The following is a 15963-nucleotide window of genomic DNA, read 5'->3' on the forward strand; positions in this document are numbered from 1 at the left end:
CGCCACACCCCGCCGGAGCCCCTCCCGCCGGTGCGTCTTCCGCGGCCCGCCGCCCGCGCACCGCTCACGCGCCGCGCCTGCGCAGCATCAGGGCGACGGCGGCGCTGAGCAGCAGGCCCGAGATCATCTCCCCAGCGTAGGTCAGCGTCAGCAGGACCGTGGGCTGCTCGGCGTCATCGGGCTGGGGCATCGCGGCGGTCGTGGTCAGCCAGGCGCCCCAGGCGCCCAGTCCGCTCGCCCCGACCCAGGCCGCGCCCAGCGGCAGCTTCACCGGCAGGGCGGGGAGGGCACGGAACGCGAGCAGCAGCGTTCCGGCGACGGCCACCACGACGAAGGCGACGCGCACGCCCTCCAGGACGTAGAAGTCGCCCGTCCGCTGCGCCAAGCGGGCGGCGGGCAGCGCCACGGTCGATCCGGCCGCCCACATCGCGTGCATGACGGCTGGGAACAGCGCGAGGAGGGCACCGGCCACGGTCAGGGCGCGCACCGGCCGGCCCGTCACGGCGGAGGGCAGGTCCCACACCTGCCCCTGCCACAGGTGGCTCCAGCGGTCCCCGGCGTACAGCAGGAAGAGCGTGCCGAGGGTGACGCCCTGGAGGATGAAACCGCCGTAGACGACACTGAACACCCAGCCGTCCAGGAACGGTTCGCCCGCGTTCTGCGTCGTGGCGCCGCCCGTCGCGGAGGTGGCCAGCTGCACCGGGAAGCCGATCATGATCGGCGTGAGCAGCCCGGTCGCGCCCCACATCGGCAGGCCGAGCAGCCAGGCGCGCACGCGCATGCCCCACGGCTGGGTGAGCACCAGGGCGAGGAGGACGACGGCCGCGTCCATCAGCACGGTGACGCTGTTGACGACGGCGATCAGGGCACGGTGGTCCAGCAGAACGCTGCCCTCGGGGATGCCGACGCGGCTGCCGGAGATCCAGGCGATCTTGAGCCCCAGGTACGGCAGGCAGGCGGCGATCGCCACGGCGCGAAGGCCGGACCGCAGAGGGCTGAGCCGTACGGGAAGGAGGGTGTCGGCGTCAGCCGGGAGCGATGTCGGTGTCATGACCCCTACACTCCCGGCGGCGGCGTCCACGCACCTCCTGCGCCGCGACGATCCGCCTCCGCCGCACGGCGGAGACGGCGCGGCGAGAGGGCGCACGGGGATGTCGCGCGGCGGGAGGGCGCACGAGCACACCGCACGGTGGAGACGGTGCGCGAGAACACCGCACGGCGGCGGGATGGCGCACGAGGAGCCGCACGGTGGAGACGGCGTACGAGGACGCCGCACGGCGGAGACGGCGCGGCGAGACGGCGCACGGGGATGCCGCGCGGCGGGAGGGCGCACGAGCACACCGCACGGTGGAGACGGCGTACGAGAACACCGCACGGCGGCGGGACGGCGCACGAGGAGCCGCACGGTGGAGACGGCGTACGAGAACACCGCACGGCGGCGGGACGCGGGCACGGCAACGACGGCGCCCCGGCCGCGCGGGGCGCCGCGTCGGCCGCTGTCACAGGCGCCTGGTCGCCAGGGTCAGGCGGTCGCGGGCGTCGAAGAGGGCGTCCTTGATCATCTGCTCGTGCGCGGGCGTGAGCCGGGCCACCGGCACCGAGCAGCTGATCGCGTCGCGCGCCGGCGTGCGGTAGGGAATCGCGATGCCGAAGCAGCGCAGACCCAGGGTGTTCTCCTCGCGGTCGACCGCGTAGCCCTGTTCGCGTACGGCGTGCAGCTCCTCGATGAGCCTCTCGCGGTCGGTGGTGGTGTGTTCGGTCACCTGCGCGAGCGTCTCCGGCAGCATCTTGCGCACCTGCTCGTCGCTGTACGTCGCGAGCAGCGCCTTGCCGAGCGAGGTGGAGTGCGCGGGGAGCCGGCGGCCGACGCGTGTGAAGGGGCGCAGGTAGTGCTGCGACTGCCGGGTGGCGAGGTAGACGACGTTGGTGCCGTCGAGGCGGGCGAGGTGGATCGTCTCCGTGGTGTCGTCGGAGAGCCGGTCCAGGGTGGGCCGGGCCGCCGCCACGACCTCGTCGCCGTCGATGTAGGAGGTGCCCACCAGCAGGGCCCGCACGCCGATGCCGTACCGGGTGCCGGTGGCGTCGGTCTCCACCCAGCCGAGCTCGACGAGGGTGCGCAGGAGCATGTAGAGGCTGGACTTGGGGTAGCCCACGGCCTCCTGCACGGCGGCGAGGGAGTGCATGCCCGGGCGGCCGGCGAAGTACTCGAGCAACTCGACCGTCCGCACCGCGGACTTGACCTGCGCTCCACCGGAATCGACTGCTGACATCGCTCTTCGCCCCTCTCGGCCGCTCTCCGGCGCCCGTCCTGACCGCGCGGAACGCCTTGACCCCGCTGAACGCCCGGAAATAGAGTCCCCGAACAGATTCATCACCAGGAACATTGTTCAGAATACCGAACGACTCCTGGGGGATGGCGGAGACCGGGAGGGAATGCGCGGTGGCAGCAGCACAAGTCTGGAGTGTCGACCCCCGAACCGGGAAGCAGCGCGAACAGGTTGCGGTGGAAGCCACAGCCGAGGAGGTCGACACCGCGGTACGGGCCGCGCACGCGGTCCGCGCCGCACTCGCCGACCGCACGGTCCGCGCCGCCTTCCTGCGCACCGCCGCGAGACTCCTCGAAGGCGCGGGGGACCGGCTCGTCGAGGCGGCCGACGCCGAGACCGCCCTCGGCCCCGTACGCCTCACCGGGGAACTGGCCCGCGCCTGCTACCAGTTGCGCGCCTTCGCGGACATCGTCGACGAGGGCGCCTTCCTCGACGTGATCATCGACCACCCGGACGACACCGCCACCCCGCCCGTTCCCGACCTGCGCCGCTACAAGGTGCCGCTCGGCGTCGTCGCCGTCTACGCCGCCTCCAACTTCCCCTTCGCCTTCTCGGTGCCCGGCGGTGACACCGCGAGCGCGCTCGCCGCGGGCTGCCCCGTCGTCGTCAAGGCCCACCCCGACCACCCTGCGACCTCCGAGCTGGTGGCGGCCCTCCTGCGCAGGGCGGCGGCCGAGCACGGCATCCCGGACACGGTCGTCGGCCTGGTCCACGGCTTCGACGCGGGCGTCGAGCTGGTCAGGCACCCGCTGGTCGCGGCGGCGGGCTTCACCGGTTCCGTACGCGGCGGACGCGCGCTGTTCGACGCGGCGGCGGCCCGGCCGGTGCCCATCCCCTTCCACGGCGAACTCGGCTCGCTGAACCCGGTCGTGGTCACCGAGGCCGCCGCCGCGGAGCGCGCGGAACAGATCGGCACCGGCCTCGCCGGCTCCATGACGCTCGGTGTCGGCCAGTTCTGCGTCAAGCCGGGTCTGGTGTTCGTGCCCGCGGGACCGGCGGGGGACCAGCTCCTCAAGACGCTGACGGACGCGGTGAGCGACACAGCAGCGGGCGTCCTGCTCGACCGCCGCATGCGCGAGAACTTCGTCGCCGGAGTCGCCGAGCGCGCCGCGCTGCCGGACGTGGAGACCCCCGTGACCCCCGGCGCGGGCTCCGAGCACACCGTCAGCCCCGGCTTCCTCACCGTCCCCGCGGCGCGCCTCGCCGCGGACGGAGAGCACGACCTCCTCCTGGAGGAGTGCTTCGGACCGGTCACCGTCGTCGCCCGCTACGACAGCCACGACGACGTCACGGCGGTCCTGTCCCGCCTCCCCGGCAACCTCACCGCCACCGTCCACCTCTCGGGCGAGGAGGCCGAGGGCAACGGCCACGGCGCCGCGATCCTCGCCGAACTCACCCCGCTCGCCGGCCGCGTCCTCGTGAACGGCTGGCCGACCGGTGTCGCCGTCGCCGCCGCCCAGCACCACGGCGGCCCCTACCCGGCGACCACGTCCACCTCGACCTCGGTCGGCGGCACCGCGATCGAGCGCTGGCTGCGCCCGGTCACGTACCAGACGACCCCCGAGGCGCTGCTGCCGCCGGAGCTGCGCGACGACAATCCGCTCGGCCTGCCCCGGCGCGTCGACGGCCGTCACGAGAGCTGAGTCCCCGCAGGGCCGCCGGCATGCTCGACACGGGCCCGATGCGGCCCGCAGCGATCCAGGGACCGGCCCGGACGCCGGGCTCGACGCCCCAGCCGAGTCCGGCGCCCTGCGCGCGGCCGCGGACTCCGCCCGCGGGCAGCCGCATCGGCGGCCGCCGCCCATCCGCGCAACCGCGCATGAGAGGTCCGCGTCCCCGATCACATGATCAGGAACGCCGTACCGGCCGATCTCGACGCCATCGCCGCCCTGCACGCCGAGGCGCGTGCCAGTTACTACCGCGGGCACATCGCCGACGAACTGTTCGACAGTCCCGCCGAACACGCCCGTATGCGAGAGGGCTGGGAGGCGGGCATAGGGCGCGGCGGGGTGCTGTGCGCCGAGCGGGACGGCGCGGTGGCGGGCGTCGCCGCCTCGCGCGAGATCGACGGCGTCATGAACCTCACCCAGTTCCATGTCGACCCCGCTCGCTGGCGGGCGGGCATCGGCACCGAACTGCACGCCGCCTGCGTCGCGTCGTGGCGGGACACAGGTGTGACGACGGTCCGCCTGGAGGTGTTCGAGCACAACGCCCGCGCCCAGCTCTTCTACGCCCGCCAGGGCTGGTCCCCGGATCTTCACGAACCGCGCTCCGGGAACCACCTGGTGCTGCGGCTCGAGCTGAACGGCTAGCTGTTCAACCGGTGTTCGTGGACGCGCAGGTGGAGCGCCGCCAGGTCGAGGAGCGGCACGGCGACGCCGTGCGTGCGGGCACGGTCGACCAGGTCCCCGATGATGTGATCGGCCTCGGTGGGCAGGCCGGCCACCACGTCCCGGTACAGGGACGACGAGAACGGCACCCCGCTACGGGTCACCGTCTCCTTGGTGAAGGCCAGTTCGTCGTCCGGTACGGGGAAACCGGCCGCCGCCGACACGGCGGCGGCCTCGGCGAGGACGGCCGGGCCGAGCTCGTGACCGCCGGGGACGGCGTTGATGTCGCCGACCGTGCCCCGCATCAGGCAGGTCAGCGCGCCCACGGTGCTGACGAACACCCACTTGTGCCACATCGCGGCGACGATGTCCGCGGGTGCCTGCGAGTCCACTCCCGCGTCCCGCAGCAGGGTGCGGGCGGCATCCACGCGGGCGGACGGGCGGCCGTCCTGCTCGCCGAGGTCGAGGAGAGCCCGCGGCGCGAGCCGCACGATGTCCCCCTGGTCGTCGAGGGTCGTGGCGACCTTGGCGACACCGCCCAGGACCCGGCCGGCGCCGAAACGGGCGTTCAGCTCGTCGAGATGTGCCATTCCGTTGAGGAGCGGGACCACGGCGGAGCCCGGTCCGACCGCGGGGGCGAGATCGTCCAGAGCGCCGCTCAGCGCGGTGGACTTCACGGACAGCAGCACGAGGTCGTAGGGGCCCGACAGCCCGCCCGCCGTCACGAGCCGGGGAGTGATCACCTCGTCCTCGCCCACCCCGGTGAGACGCAGCCCGCGCTCGCGCAGGACTTCGGCACGCCGCGGCCGGACGAGGAAGGTCACGGCCGTGCCGGCCTGCGCGAGGCGCGCGCCGTAGAGACCTCCGGTGGCACCGGCTCCGACGACGAGAACATTCATGGGAATCCTTGGGGTTGCAGTGACGGTGGGTGCGGCGAGGGGAGGCCGCTTGGGCCTTCGCTGCGAGCTGGGGGTCTCCAGCGGATCTCGGCAGGGGCCACGACGCCTGGCACGGCACCGAGCCGCATTGCCGAAGAGCCCGAACAGCTCCGCCGCGGATCTAGTCGGCGATGCGCAGCAGCAGCTTGCCCGTCGAGGTGCGTCCGCCCATCAGCGTGTGCGCGGCCGCGGCCTCGGCGAGCGGGAACTCGGCGGTCACCGGCAGCTTCACGGTGCCGTCCGACACCCGGTTCAGAGCGCGTTCGGTGATCAGACGCAGGGTCCCGGGCGCGGACTGGGCGAGCGCGAGGACGGAGAACGCGGCCACCGAGCGGCCGCTTCCGATCAGGTCGGCCTGGCCGAGCTGCCACGGCTCGTCCCCGGAGGCGTTGCCGAAGGACACCAGCCGCCCGAAGGCGGCCAGCGCGCCGAGGCCGCGCCGGAGGGTGTCGCCGCCGACGGGGTCGAGGATCAGGTCGACGCCGCGTCCGTCCGTGGCGCGCAGCGCGTCGGCGGCGAAGTCTTCGCCCGTGAACACCTCGTCGTAGCCGTGCGCGAGGGCGTGCTCGGCCTTGGCGGGTGAGGACACCACCCCGTACACCGCTCCCGCACCGGCCGCGCGGGCCAGCTGACCCGCCACCGTGCCGATGCCGCCCGCCGCCCCGTGCACGAGCACGCTCTCCCCCGCCCGCAGCCGGCCGACCTCGTGCAGCAGGGCGTGCGCGGTCGGCAGCACGGTGGGCAGGGTCGCCGCCGTGCGCGGGTCGATGCCGTCGGGCAGGAGGAAGGCCGTGGCCGCGTCCGCGACGACGACCTCCGCGTAGGCGCCTGCCGGGGTGAGCGCGGCGACGGCCTGCCCGGGCCTGAATCCCTCGACGCCGGGGCCGACGGCCCGGACGCGTCCCGAGACCTCCAGGCCGGGGACGAACGGCAGCGAAGGGACGCGATAGCCGTCGGAGCGCGCCTTGAGGTCGGCGAAGTTCACGCCCGCGTAGGCGGCGTCGACGGTGATCTGTCCCGGTCCCGGTTCGGGGACCTCCGCCTGGACGAGCCGCAGCACCTCGGGGCCGCCGAACTCTGTGATCCGGATCGTACGCATGGCGGAAGCCACCCTTCGACGAGACGAGTGTTCAATGGAAAGCGAACAGTCGGAGTGTAAGATCGCGGTCGAACACTCGGCAAGAGGATGGAGGGACAAGAGATGGAGGGGAACGGCATGCCGGACCAGTCGCGCGCCGCCGGTCACCGTCCCGCGCCGGTGCACACCCACCCCGACGAGGTGTCCGTCCTGACGGCCCTCGCCGCCCTCGCGGACCCGGTCCGCCTCCAGCTCGTCCGCGAACTGGCCGGCTCCCCGGTGTGGACCCGCAGCTGCGGCAGTTTCGACGTCCCGGTGGGCAAGGCGGCCCTGAGCCACCACTTCACGGTGCTGCGCGCGGCGGGCCTGGTCGAACAGCGCGACCAGGGCCCGAAGCGGGTCAACCGCCTGCGCCGCGAGGAGTTCGACGCGCGTTTTCCGGGACTCCTGGAGCTGGTGCTGCGGCCCGACGGCGCGGCGTAGCGGAGCCCCGTCCTCCACTCCTGTGCCTCATCCGGAATGGGACGGCGGCCGTGAGCGTTGACCCTGCCGCGGAGGTGGCCTCCGCCTGCCCCGAGCCGCACGACCTGGAGTGATGAGAAGACATGCGCGTCGAGATCTGGAGCGACATCGCCTGCCCCTGGTGCTACATCGGCAAGGCCCGGTTCGAGAAGGGGCTCGCCGCCTTCGCGCACCGCGACGGGATCGAGGTCGTGCACCGCTCCTTCGAGCTCGACCCGGGCCGCGCCAAGGGCGACACCGCCCCCGTGATCGACATGCTCGCCGCGAAGTACGGGCGCACCCGCGACGAGGCGCGGGCCATGGAGGAGCACGTGGCCTCCAACGCCCGCGCGGAGGGCCTGGGGTACCGCACGGAGGGGCGCGACCACGGCAACACCTTCGACATCCACCGCCTGCTGCACCTCGCCAAGGCCCGCGGCCGCCAGGACCAGCTCCTCGACCTCGCCTACCGGGCGAACTTCGCCGAGGAGCGGTCGGTCTTCGACACCGACGTCCTGATCGCGCTCGGCGTCGAGGCGGGCCTCGACGAGGACGAGGTCCGCGCGGTCCTGGCCGACGAGAGCGCCTACGCGGACGACGTACGGGCCGACGAGCGCGAGGCCGCCGAGCTGGGCGCGTCCGGGGTGCCGTTCTTCGTCGTCGACCGGCGCTACGGCGTCTCCGGCGGGCAGCCGGCAGAGGTCTTCACCCAGGCGCTGGAGCAGGCGTGGCAGGCCCGGACGCTCACCCCGGTCGGCGCCGACGGCTCCGCGGCCTGCGACGCCGACGGATCCTGCGAGGTCCCCTCGGCCTGACGCCGTCGGCTCCCCGGTGCCGCGCGCGGGCTCCTACAAGGGCCGTACGAACGCGAGGCCCGGCCGGCCGTCCAGCACGAGCTCACCCGTGACCGTGAAGCCGGTGCGGGCCAGCACCGCGCGCGAACCGGCGTTGTCCACCGTGGTCACCGCCCGCAGCTCGGTCAGCCCGTACTCCGCCGCCAGCGCGCACACCTCGCGCACGGCGGCGGTCGCGAGGCCGCGGCCGGCCGCGCTCCGCGCCACGCGGTAGCCGAGCTCCGCGCTGCCGTCGGCAACGTCGACGAGGTTGACCCGGCCCAGCACCCGGCCGTCCTCGTCGACGAGGACGTGGAAGTGGCACAGTCCGGTCGCCTGTTCGGCGAGCAGCGCCGCGTGCCGCTCGTCGAACCGCGCGAAGTAGTCGTCGCCCCGGTCGGGAACCGACGCGGCGAAGTAGTCCCGGTTCTCCCGCTCGAACGCGAGGAGGGCGGGGGCGTGATCGGCACGGAGGCGCTGGACGGCCGGAGTGAGTGCGGACATGACAGGACCGTACCTGCCGGGACCGGCGCCCGGGGCGTTGTTGACCAGGCGCACCGATCATCGGAGGGTGGCTCCCATGGAGAGACTTCACGCCCTCGGCGGCGGCGAGTTCGCACCCGCGTCGACGTACCTCAACACCGCCGTGTGCGGGCTGCTGCCGCGCCGCACGGTCCGCGCGGTGACCCGGCTCGCCGAGGAACTGGCCGAGGGGCGCCCGGGCGGCTCGGGGGAGTCGGGCGCGGTGGAGGCCACGCGCCGCTCCTTCGCCCGGCTCGCCGGCGTGGACGAGGGGCGCGTCGCCGTCGGCGGCTCCGTCTCGGTGCACGTCGGGCTGATCGCCGCGTCGATGCCGCCGGGCGCCGAAGTCCTCTTCCCCGAGGGGGAGTACGCGTCCGTCATCACCCCCTTCACCGTGCGCGGCGACCTGAAGCTGCGGTACGCGCCCCTGGACGCGCTGGCCGAGGCCGTGCGCCCCGGGACGGCGCTGGTGGCCTTCTCCTCGGTGCAGTCGGCGGACGGACGGGTCGCCGACATGGCCGCCGTGCGGTCGGCCGCGGCGGCGCACGGCGCGCGTACGCTGCTGGACGCCAGCCAGTCGGCGGGCTGGCTGCCGCTGCGGGCCGGGGAGTGGGACTGGACCGTGACGGGTGGCTTCAAGTTCCTGCTGTGCCCGCGGGGCGTCTCGTTCCTGACCGTGACGCGGGAGGCGCAGGACGTGCTGGCGCCGATGCACGCGGGCACGTTCGCGGCCGAGCGGCTGTGGGAGACGACGTACGGCCCGATCGAGGAGCTCGCGCACTCGGCCCGCCGCTACGACGAGCCCCCGGCCTTCCTCGTCTACCACGGCGGCGAACAGTCGCTCGCGCTCCTGGAGGAGATCGGCGTCGACGCGGTGCACGGGCACGTGGCGACGCTGGCGCGGCGTTTCCGGTCGGGCCTCGCGTGCCTCGGGCACGACCCGGTGCCGGGGGACTCGGCGATCGTCGCCGTTCCGGGCCTCGGCGCCCGCGCGGCGGAGCTGGCCGCGGCGGGCATCGTCGTCTCGGCGCGGGCGGGCCACCTGAGGGCGGCGTTCCACCTGTACAACACGGCCGAGGACGTGGACCGCGCGCTGGAGCACATCGGCCCGCGTTAGCGCGCGGCCTCACGCCTTGGCGTCGGGCCCGTGTTGGCGCGCGACCTCACGCCTTGGCGTCGCCGCAGTCCGCCGTCTCGGTGCACAGGCTGGCCTCGACCTTGCCCAGCAGACGGGCCAGTTCGCTGCGTTCGTCCTGGTCCAGGCCCGCCAGCGTCTGCTCCTCCAGCGCGGTCCAGGCCGCCGACATGTCCGCGAGCAGCGCGCAGCTGCGCTCCGTCGCCTCGACGACGACCGCGCGGCGGTCGGCGGGGTCGGGGCTGCGGCTGACGTGGCCGGTCTGCTCCAGGCGCTGGAGCATCTTGGTGACCGTCGAGGGGTCCAGCCCCACTTCCCTGATCAGCTCCGACTGCCGTACCGGGCCGGCGCCCCACAGGCGCATCATCAGGAACTCCTGGCCGGGGTACAGGTCGAGCTCCCTGAGCAGCTTTCCCGCGGCGATCCGGTGCAGCCTCGCCACCCGGGACAGCGCGTGGCTGACGGGGCCGCCGCGGGCGGCGTGGGGGAGCGCTTCGGTACAGGCGGCGTAGCGCTGCGTCTCGGGCGCGGCGGACATGGCGACCTCCTCGGACACCGCCTGGGGGCTGGCGGCGGGCCGGTCCGGCCCGTGTTGACGATGCTGTCACAGATATTACCTTGGTCGGCCAATGAATGAGGTACAGTGACTTTCGCGCTCATTAGTTGGCCGACCACATAAGTTTGGGGACGATCATGACCACCGCCTTCGACCCGATCCGCCTCGGCGGCAGGCAGCTCGCCAACCGCATCGCCATGGCGCCGATGACCCGCAGCCGCGCCCACGGCCCCGGCCTGACGCCCACCCCGTCCGTCGTGGAGTACTACGCGCAGCGCGCCTCCGCCGGCCTGATCGTCACCGAGGGCATCCAGCCCTCCGTCGTCGGCCAGGGCTACCCCGACACCCCGGGGCTCCACAGCCGCGAGCAGATCGCCGCCTGGCGCGAGGTCACCGACGCCGTGCACGCCGCGGGCGGCACGATCTTCGCCCAGCTGATGCACGCCGGCCGCATCGGCCACCCGGTGCTGCTGCCCGACGGCCTGGTCCCGGTCGGCGCCTCCGCCGTCGCCGCTCAGGGCCAGGTCTACACCCACGAGGGCCCCAAGGACTTCGTCACGCCCAGGGAGCTGGGCGCCGAGGAGGTACGGGCGACGATCGCCGACTTCGCCGCCGCCGCGCGCAACGCCGTCGAGGCGGGCTTCGACGGCGTCGAGCTGCACGGCGCGAACGGCTACCTGATCCACCAGTTCCTGGCGCCCAACACCAACCTGCGCACCGACGAGTGGGGCGGCTCCGCCGAGAACCGGATCCGTTTCGCCGTGGAGGCGGTCAAGGCCGTGGCCGACGAGATCGGCGCCGAGCGCACCGCCATCCGGCTCTCGCCCTCCAACCCGTACAACGACATCGACGAGCCGGAGCCGGAGGCCGTCTACACCGCGCTCGCCCAGCGACTCGAACCGCTCGGACTCGCCTACCTGCACCTCATCGAGTCCACCCCGGACCAGCGGGAGTTCGTCCAGACCCTGCGCAAGCTGTTCGGCGGCACGGTCATGCTCAACGCGGCCACCGAGGGCCCCACCGGCCCGGGGGAGCTGGCCCTGATCGAGGACGGCGTCGCCGACCTCGTCTCGTACGGCGCCCTGTTCCTCGCCAACCCCGACCTCCCGGCCCGTCTCCGGGCCGGCGGGCCGTACAACACCCCCGACCCGTCCTCCTTCTTCGGCGGCGGCGACCAGGGCTACATCGACTACCCGGCCCTCGGCTGAGCGGCCGGACACGCGGCGGGGCCGGTCTCCGGAGGGGGAGGAGACCGGCCCCGCCTGTGCTCGGGGTGTCCGGCGAGCTAGCGCACCGGGGTGAAGTCCCGCGCCCCGATGAACTCCGGCCGCCGTACGGGAGCGGCGAACGGCTCCACCGCGGCGTTCTCCACGCTGTTGAACACGATGAAGACGTTGCTGCGCGGATACGGGGTGATGTTGTCGCCCGACCCGTGCATGCAGTTGCAGTCGAACCAGGTCGCCGAACCGGCCCGGCCCGTGAACAGCCGGATCCCGTGGGCGTCGGCGAAGCGCGTCAGCGCCTCGTCCGACGGCGTCCCGGCGTCCTGCATCCGCAGCGACTTCTTGTAGTTGTCCTTCGGCGTCGCGCCCGCGCAGCCGAGGAACGTCCTGTGCGAGCCCGGCATGATCATCAGGCCGCCGTTGGTGTCCAGGTTCTCGGTCAGCGCGATCGACACGGACACGGTCCGCATGTTCGGCAGCCCGTCCTCGGCGTGCCAGGTCTCGAAGTCCGAGTGCCAGTAGAAGCCCGAGGCGCCGAAACCCGGCTTGACGTTGATGCGCGACTGGTGGACGTACACGTCCGAGCCGAGGATCTGCCGGGCTCTGCCCACCACCCGCTCGTCGCGCACCAGCGCGGCGAAGACCTCGCTCAGCCGGTGCACCTCGAACACCGACCGCACGTCCTGGGACTTCGGCTCGATGACGGAGCGCTCGTCGGCCCGTACCGCCGGGTCGGCGATCAGCCGGTCCAGCTCGGCACGGTAGAGCGCCACCTCGTCGTCTCGGATGAGCTGGTCGACGGCGAGGAAGCCGTCGCGCTCGTAACCCATCAGATCGGCCGTGGCGATCGGTCCGGGCGTGCCCGGAGAGGACCAGACGACCGGGTCCTGACGCGACGTCATCACCTCGGTCGTGCCGCGGGTCGGGTACAGGTCGGTGCGTGCGGGTGCGGTGGTCATGTCTCAGCCCTCCTCCGTCAGCAGCGGGTACACGCCGTTCTCGTCATGGTCCTCCCGTCCGGTCACGGGCGGATTGAAGACGCAGACACAGCGGAAGTCCGTCTTGGGACGCATCGTGTGCTTCTCGTGCCCGTCCAGCAGGTACATGGTCCCGGGCTCGATCCAGTGGGTCTCGCCGGTCTCGTCGTTGGTCAGCTCGGCCTCGCCCTCCACGCAGAGCACGGCCTCGATGTGGTTCGCGTACCACATCGACGTCTCCGTGCCCGCGTACAGCACGGTCTCGTGCAGCGAGAAGCCGACCTTCTCCTTGGCGAGCACGATGCGCTTGCTCTCCCAGGTGCCGGACGCGGCCTTCACATGGCGGTCGGTGTTCTCGATGTCCTTGAACGATCGGACGATCACTGGGTCGTTGCCTTTCTTTCTCTGCGGCGGTCAGGCGGTCAGGCGGTCTCGCGGACGGAGCGCGCCAGGATGCGCAGGCCCTCGTCCAGTTCGTCGGCGGAGACGGTCAGCGGCGGCAGCAGCTTCACGACCTCGCTCTCGGGGCCCGACGTCTCCAGGAGCAGTCCCAGCTCGAAGGCGCGGGCGCACACCTTGCCGGCGCGTGCCTTGTCCTCGAACTCCAGGCCCCACACGAGCCCGCGCCCGCGGAAGCCGACGCCCTCGCCGCCCAGTTCGTCGACGATCGAGAGCAGCGCGCGCTCGACCTGCTCGCCGCGCGCGATGGTCTGCTTCTCCATCTGCCCGTCGGCCCAGTAGGTGCCGAGCGCGGCCGCGGCCGTCACGAACGCCGGGTTGTTGCCGCGGAAGGTGCCGTTGTGCTCGCCCGGCTCCCAGATGTCGAGCTCGGGCTTGAAGAGGCAGAGCGACATGGGCAGTCCGTAGCCGCTGATCGACTTGGACAGCGTGACGATGTCCGGGGTGATCCCGGCCTCCTCGAACGAGAAGAACCCGCCCGTGCGGCCGCAGCCCATCTGGATGTCGTCGACGATCAGCAGCATGTCCTGGCGCTCGCACAGGTCCGCCAGCGCGCGCAGCCACTCGGGCCGGGCCACGTTGATGCCGCCCTCGCCCTGGACCGTCTCGACGATCACGGCGGCGGGCTTGTTGAGGCCGGAGCCCTGGTCCTCCAGCAGGCGCTCGAACCACAGGAAGTCCGGGACCTGGCCGTCGAAGTAGTTGTCGAACGGCATCGGGGTGCCGTGCACCAGCGGGATGCCGGCGCCGGCGCGCTTGAAGGCGTTGCCCGTGACGGCGAGCGAGCCCAGCGACATGCCGTGGAAGGCGTTGGTGAACGAGACGATCGCCTCGCGCCCCTTCACCTTGCGGGCCAGCTTCAGTGCGGACTCGACCGCGTTGGTGCCCGTCGGGCCGGGGAACATGACCTTGTAGGGCAGGTCGCGCGGGCGCAGCACGATGTTCTGGAACGACTCCAGGAAGGCGCGCTTCGCGCTCGTCGCCATGTCCAGGCCGTGGGTGATGCCGTCGCGCTCGATGTAGTCGATCAGCGCCCGTTTCAGGACCGGGTTGTTGTGCCCGTAGTTGAGCGATCCGGCGCCGGCGAAGAAGTCCAGGTAGGTGTGGCCGTCCTCGTCGTGCAGGTAGCTGCCCTGCGCGCGGTCGAACACGGCGGGCCAGCCGCGGCAGTAGCTGCGCACCTCGGATTCAAGGGTCTCGAAGACGCTCAGGGCAGGCGGGGTGATGGTCACAGCGGTCTCCATGGGGGTGGGGTGTCAGGCGGCGAGGGGGCCGATGCGGTAGAGCACTTCCGGCTCGTGCGTCCCCTCGGGGAACAGGCCGCCGTCGAAGAGGACTTCGCGGCGCAGCTCCGCGCCGTGGCGCCGGGCGTAGGAGGTGAAAAGGCGGTCGGACGCCGTGTTGTCCGGCGTGATCGTGGTCTCGATCTCGCGCACTCCGCGGCCGCCGGTGACCTTGGCCGTCAGGGCGTCCAGCAGGATGCCGGCCAGCCCCCGGCCGCGGTGCTCGCGGTCGACGGCGACCTGCCAGACGACGAGCGCCTCCGGACGGTCGGGCCGCACGTAGCCGGTGACGAACGCGATCGGCTCGCCGTCGGGGCCGCGCGCCACGACGGAGGTGGCCGCGAAGTCGCGACACCACAGCAGGTAGCTGTACGAGGAGTTGAGGTCCAGGACCTCGGAGTCGCGGGCGATGCGCCAGATCGCGGCTCCGTCCTCCACTCGCGGGGTGTCGATCTCCAGCAGTTCCGGTGAATCGGTCAATTCTTCTCGGGCTCGTACAAGGTCTTCTTGTGCGGCGGTCATGCGAATTGAATTTACCGAGCAAATTCCGAGATTGCATCGGGCGGAGGGGTTGGGTCGGAGAACGTTCTGTGTTATCGCGCGGGCGCGAGCCGCCCCGCTGCCTGCCGGGCGATCGCGCTGGTTTGCCCGTATTTAAGCGGGCAAAAGGAGTGCGATGTGGGGTCGGTCACATGTCTGTAACCACGTTGACACCCCTTCGAATCGCCTCCGGAAGCCGATCGGAATCCATACGTTTAGGTCCGCGGATCGGGGGCAGCAGAATGCGGGGAGCTGTTCACTGAATTTGCTCCCCGCATTTACGGGTCCTGCTGTGAATATGTTTTACGGGACGAGGGGCGGGCAGGTGCTACCAGTTCTCGCCGACCGCCCGCCACGCGCCCTCCAGGTCCACCTGGCGGCCCTGCCCGGCCAGCGCGGCGCCGAGCGCCGCCAGCGACGCCTGCACGACAGCGAGCGTAGCGTCCACGCCGTAGTGGTTGACCCGGAGCATCTCCTTCGCCAGCGAGCCTCCACCGGCGATCAGCGGAAGCGAGGGGTCCGCGGCGAGCGCCGCGGCCACCAGGTCACGGGCGTCAAGACCGTCCGGGGCGCGCAGGGTCGTCGCGACCGGAGCCGCGTCCCTCGCCTCGCGGACGTACGGGGTCAGACCGCCGCCGAGCGCCAGCGCGCCCGCGCGCGTGGCCGCCGCGGCCGAGGCGTGCCGCGCCGTCACCGCGTCGAGACCCTCCGCCTCGATGCGCTCGACGCACGCCTCCAGCGCCAGCATCTCCAGCTGGGCGGGCGCGTGCAGCAGGGCCCGGCGCCCGCCGTCGATCCAGCGCTCCTTCCAGTCCATCAGCGACAGGTACGAACGCCGGGGCGCGGCCGGGTTCGCCGCCATGCCAGCGAGACGAAGTCGATCTCCGGGTGCGCCGCCAGCGCCTCCGCCACCTGCCCGGCGGTCACGGCGGTGTGGAACGGGACGTCGAGGTCGACGACACGGGCGCCGCAGTCGCGCAGCCAGTCGCCGAAGGTCTGCCCGTAGGGGCCGGTCACCACGTTCAGCGCCGTCGAGCCCGCCCGCGCGCCGCCCCGGATGCAGCCCTCCAGGGGCAGCAGCGCCTCACCCTGCATGATCACCACGTCCTGGCCGGTGCCCAGCAGCGCGGCGACCCTGCGCTCGATCGAGGCGAAGCGCGAGGCGGTCAGCGGGGCCAGGTCCAGCAGGGGGTGCGTCACGGCGAACTCTCTTCGATCAGTGGAGCCGGCCCGGCCTCCGGGCCTTCCGCCGAGCCTACCG

The 15963-nt window shown here is 72.6% G+C and carries 16 protein-coding genes and 1 pseudogene; 6 read left to right on the top strand and 11 right to left on the bottom strand.

The window, feature by feature from the left end; translation table 11 throughout:
• Window positions 1-64 precede the first annotated feature (64 nt).
• Both AB0K02_RS09030 and AB0K02_RS09035 read right to left on the bottom strand, forming a co-directional pair.
• A complete protein-coding gene (locus AB0K02_RS09030; RefSeq protein ID WP_365991676.1) occupies window positions 65-1051 on the bottom strand; it encodes a hypothetical protein in 987 nt (328 codons plus the stop codon).
• Between the two features lie 448 nt (window positions 1052-1499).
• Entirely contained in the window at window positions 1500-2270 is a 771-nt protein-coding gene (locus tag AB0K02_RS09035) for an IclR family transcriptional regulator (RefSeq protein WP_365991677.1), read from the bottom strand.
• Between the two features lie 170 nt (window positions 2271-2440).
• On the opposite strand from AB0K02_RS09035, the gene AB0K02_RS09040 reads away from it, so the two are divergent.
• Window positions 2441-3970 (top strand): aldehyde dehydrogenase (NADP(+)), encoded by a 1530-nt coding sequence (locus AB0K02_RS09040; protein ID WP_365991678.1) that lies wholly within the window; start codon window positions 2441-2443, stop codon window positions 3968-3970.
• Window positions 3971-4171: 201 nt separating this feature from the next.
• A complete protein-coding gene (locus AB0K02_RS09045; RefSeq protein ID WP_365991679.1) occupies window positions 4172-4639 on the top strand; it encodes a GNAT family N-acetyltransferase in 468 nt (155 codons plus the stop codon).
• On the opposite strand, the gene AB0K02_RS09050 is transcribed toward AB0K02_RS09045, so the two are convergent.
• Window positions 4636-5556 carry a ketopantoate reductase family protein gene (locus AB0K02_RS09050; RefSeq protein WP_365991681.1) on the bottom strand — a complete coding sequence of 307 codons (921 nt, stop codon included), beginning with the start codon at window positions 5554-5556 and terminating at the stop codon, window positions 4636-4638. The genes AB0K02_RS09045 and AB0K02_RS09050 overlap by 4 nt on opposite strands.
• 160 nt (window positions 5557-5716) lie before the next feature.
• Complete coding sequence (locus AB0K02_RS09055) at window positions 5717-6694, bottom strand: zinc-binding dehydrogenase (RefSeq protein ID WP_365991682.1); 978 nt, start codon at window positions 6692-6694, stop codon at window positions 5717-5719.
• A gap of 117 nt (window positions 6695-6811) precedes the next feature.
• Between AB0K02_RS09055 and AB0K02_RS09060 the strand changes: the two genes are divergently transcribed.
• Both AB0K02_RS09060 and AB0K02_RS09065 read left to right on the top strand, forming a co-directional pair.
• On the top strand, window positions 6812-7156 hold the full coding sequence (locus AB0K02_RS09060; protein ID WP_365991683.1) for a helix-turn-helix transcriptional regulator: 345 nt from the start codon (window positions 6812-6814) through the stop codon (window positions 7154-7156).
• A 122-nt stretch (window positions 7157-7278) separates the two neighbouring features.
• Window positions 7279-7989, top strand: a complete 711-nt coding sequence (locus tag AB0K02_RS09065) for a DsbA family oxidoreductase (protein WP_365991684.1) — start codon at window positions 7279-7281, stop codon at window positions 7987-7989.
• A 33-nt stretch (window positions 7990-8022) separates the two neighbouring features.
• Here the strand turns inward: AB0K02_RS09065 and AB0K02_RS09070 are convergent, their stop codons facing one another.
• Entirely contained in the window at window positions 8023-8511 is a 489-nt protein-coding gene (locus AB0K02_RS09070; protein WP_365991685.1) for a GNAT family N-acetyltransferase, read from the bottom strand.
• Window positions 8512-8587: 76 nt separating this feature from the next.
• Here AB0K02_RS09070 and AB0K02_RS09075 point away from each other — a divergent pair, with 76 nt between their 5' ends.
• Window positions 8588-9646 carry an aminotransferase class V-fold PLP-dependent enzyme gene (locus AB0K02_RS09075; RefSeq protein WP_365991686.1) on the top strand — a complete coding sequence of 353 codons (1059 nt, stop codon included), beginning with the start codon at window positions 8588-8590 and terminating at the stop codon, window positions 9644-9646.
• Window positions 9647-9692: 46 nt separating this feature from the next.
• Here the strand turns inward: AB0K02_RS09075 and AB0K02_RS09080 are convergent, their stop codons facing one another.
• On the bottom strand, window positions 9693-10202 hold the full coding sequence (locus AB0K02_RS09080; RefSeq protein WP_365991687.1) for a MarR family winged helix-turn-helix transcriptional regulator: 510 nt from the start codon (window positions 10200-10202) through the stop codon (window positions 9693-9695).
• Between the two features lie 155 nt (window positions 10203-10357).
• Here AB0K02_RS09080 and AB0K02_RS09085 point away from each other — a divergent pair, with 155 nt between their 5' ends.
• Window positions 10358-11428 carry an alkene reductase gene (locus tag AB0K02_RS09085; RefSeq protein ID WP_365991688.1) on the top strand — a complete coding sequence of 357 codons (1071 nt, stop codon included), beginning with the start codon at window positions 10358-10360 and terminating at the stop codon, window positions 11426-11428.
• A gap of 77 nt (window positions 11429-11505) precedes the next feature.
• Here the strand turns inward: AB0K02_RS09085 and thpD are convergent, their stop codons facing one another.
• The 5 genes and pseudogenes from thpD to AB0K02_RS09110 form a co-directional block, all read right to left on the bottom strand.
• A complete protein-coding gene (gene thpD, locus AB0K02_RS09090; RefSeq protein WP_365991689.1) occupies window positions 11506-12402 on the bottom strand; it encodes an ectoine hydroxylase in 897 nt (298 codons plus the stop codon).
• 3 nt (window positions 12403-12405) lie between these two features.
• Window positions 12406-12804: an ectoine synthase gene (locus tag AB0K02_RS09095; RefSeq protein WP_177148896.1), complete on the bottom strand. Its 399-nt coding sequence runs from the start codon at window positions 12802-12804 to the stop codon at window positions 12406-12408.
• Window positions 12805-12842: 38 nt separating this feature from the next.
• Entirely contained in the window at window positions 12843-14111 is a 1269-nt protein-coding gene (gene ectB, locus AB0K02_RS09100) for a diaminobutyrate--2-oxoglutarate transaminase (protein ID WP_365991761.1), read from the bottom strand.
• A 24-nt stretch (window positions 14112-14135) separates the two neighbouring features.
• Window positions 14136-14684 (bottom strand): diaminobutyrate acetyltransferase, encoded by a 549-nt coding sequence (gene ectA, locus AB0K02_RS09105; protein WP_365991690.1) that lies wholly within the window; start codon window positions 14682-14684, stop codon window positions 14136-14138.
• Window positions 14685-15030: 346 nt separating this feature from the next.
• Window positions 15031-15902: pseudogene (locus AB0K02_RS09110) on the bottom strand (alanine--glyoxylate aminotransferase family protein).
• Window positions 15903-15963: the final 61 nt, after the last annotated feature.

The sequence above is a fragment of the Streptomyces sp. NPDC049597 genome (assembly GCF_040675505.1).
Lineage (GTDB): Bacteria > Actinomycetota > Actinomycetes > Streptomycetales > Streptomycetaceae > Streptomyces.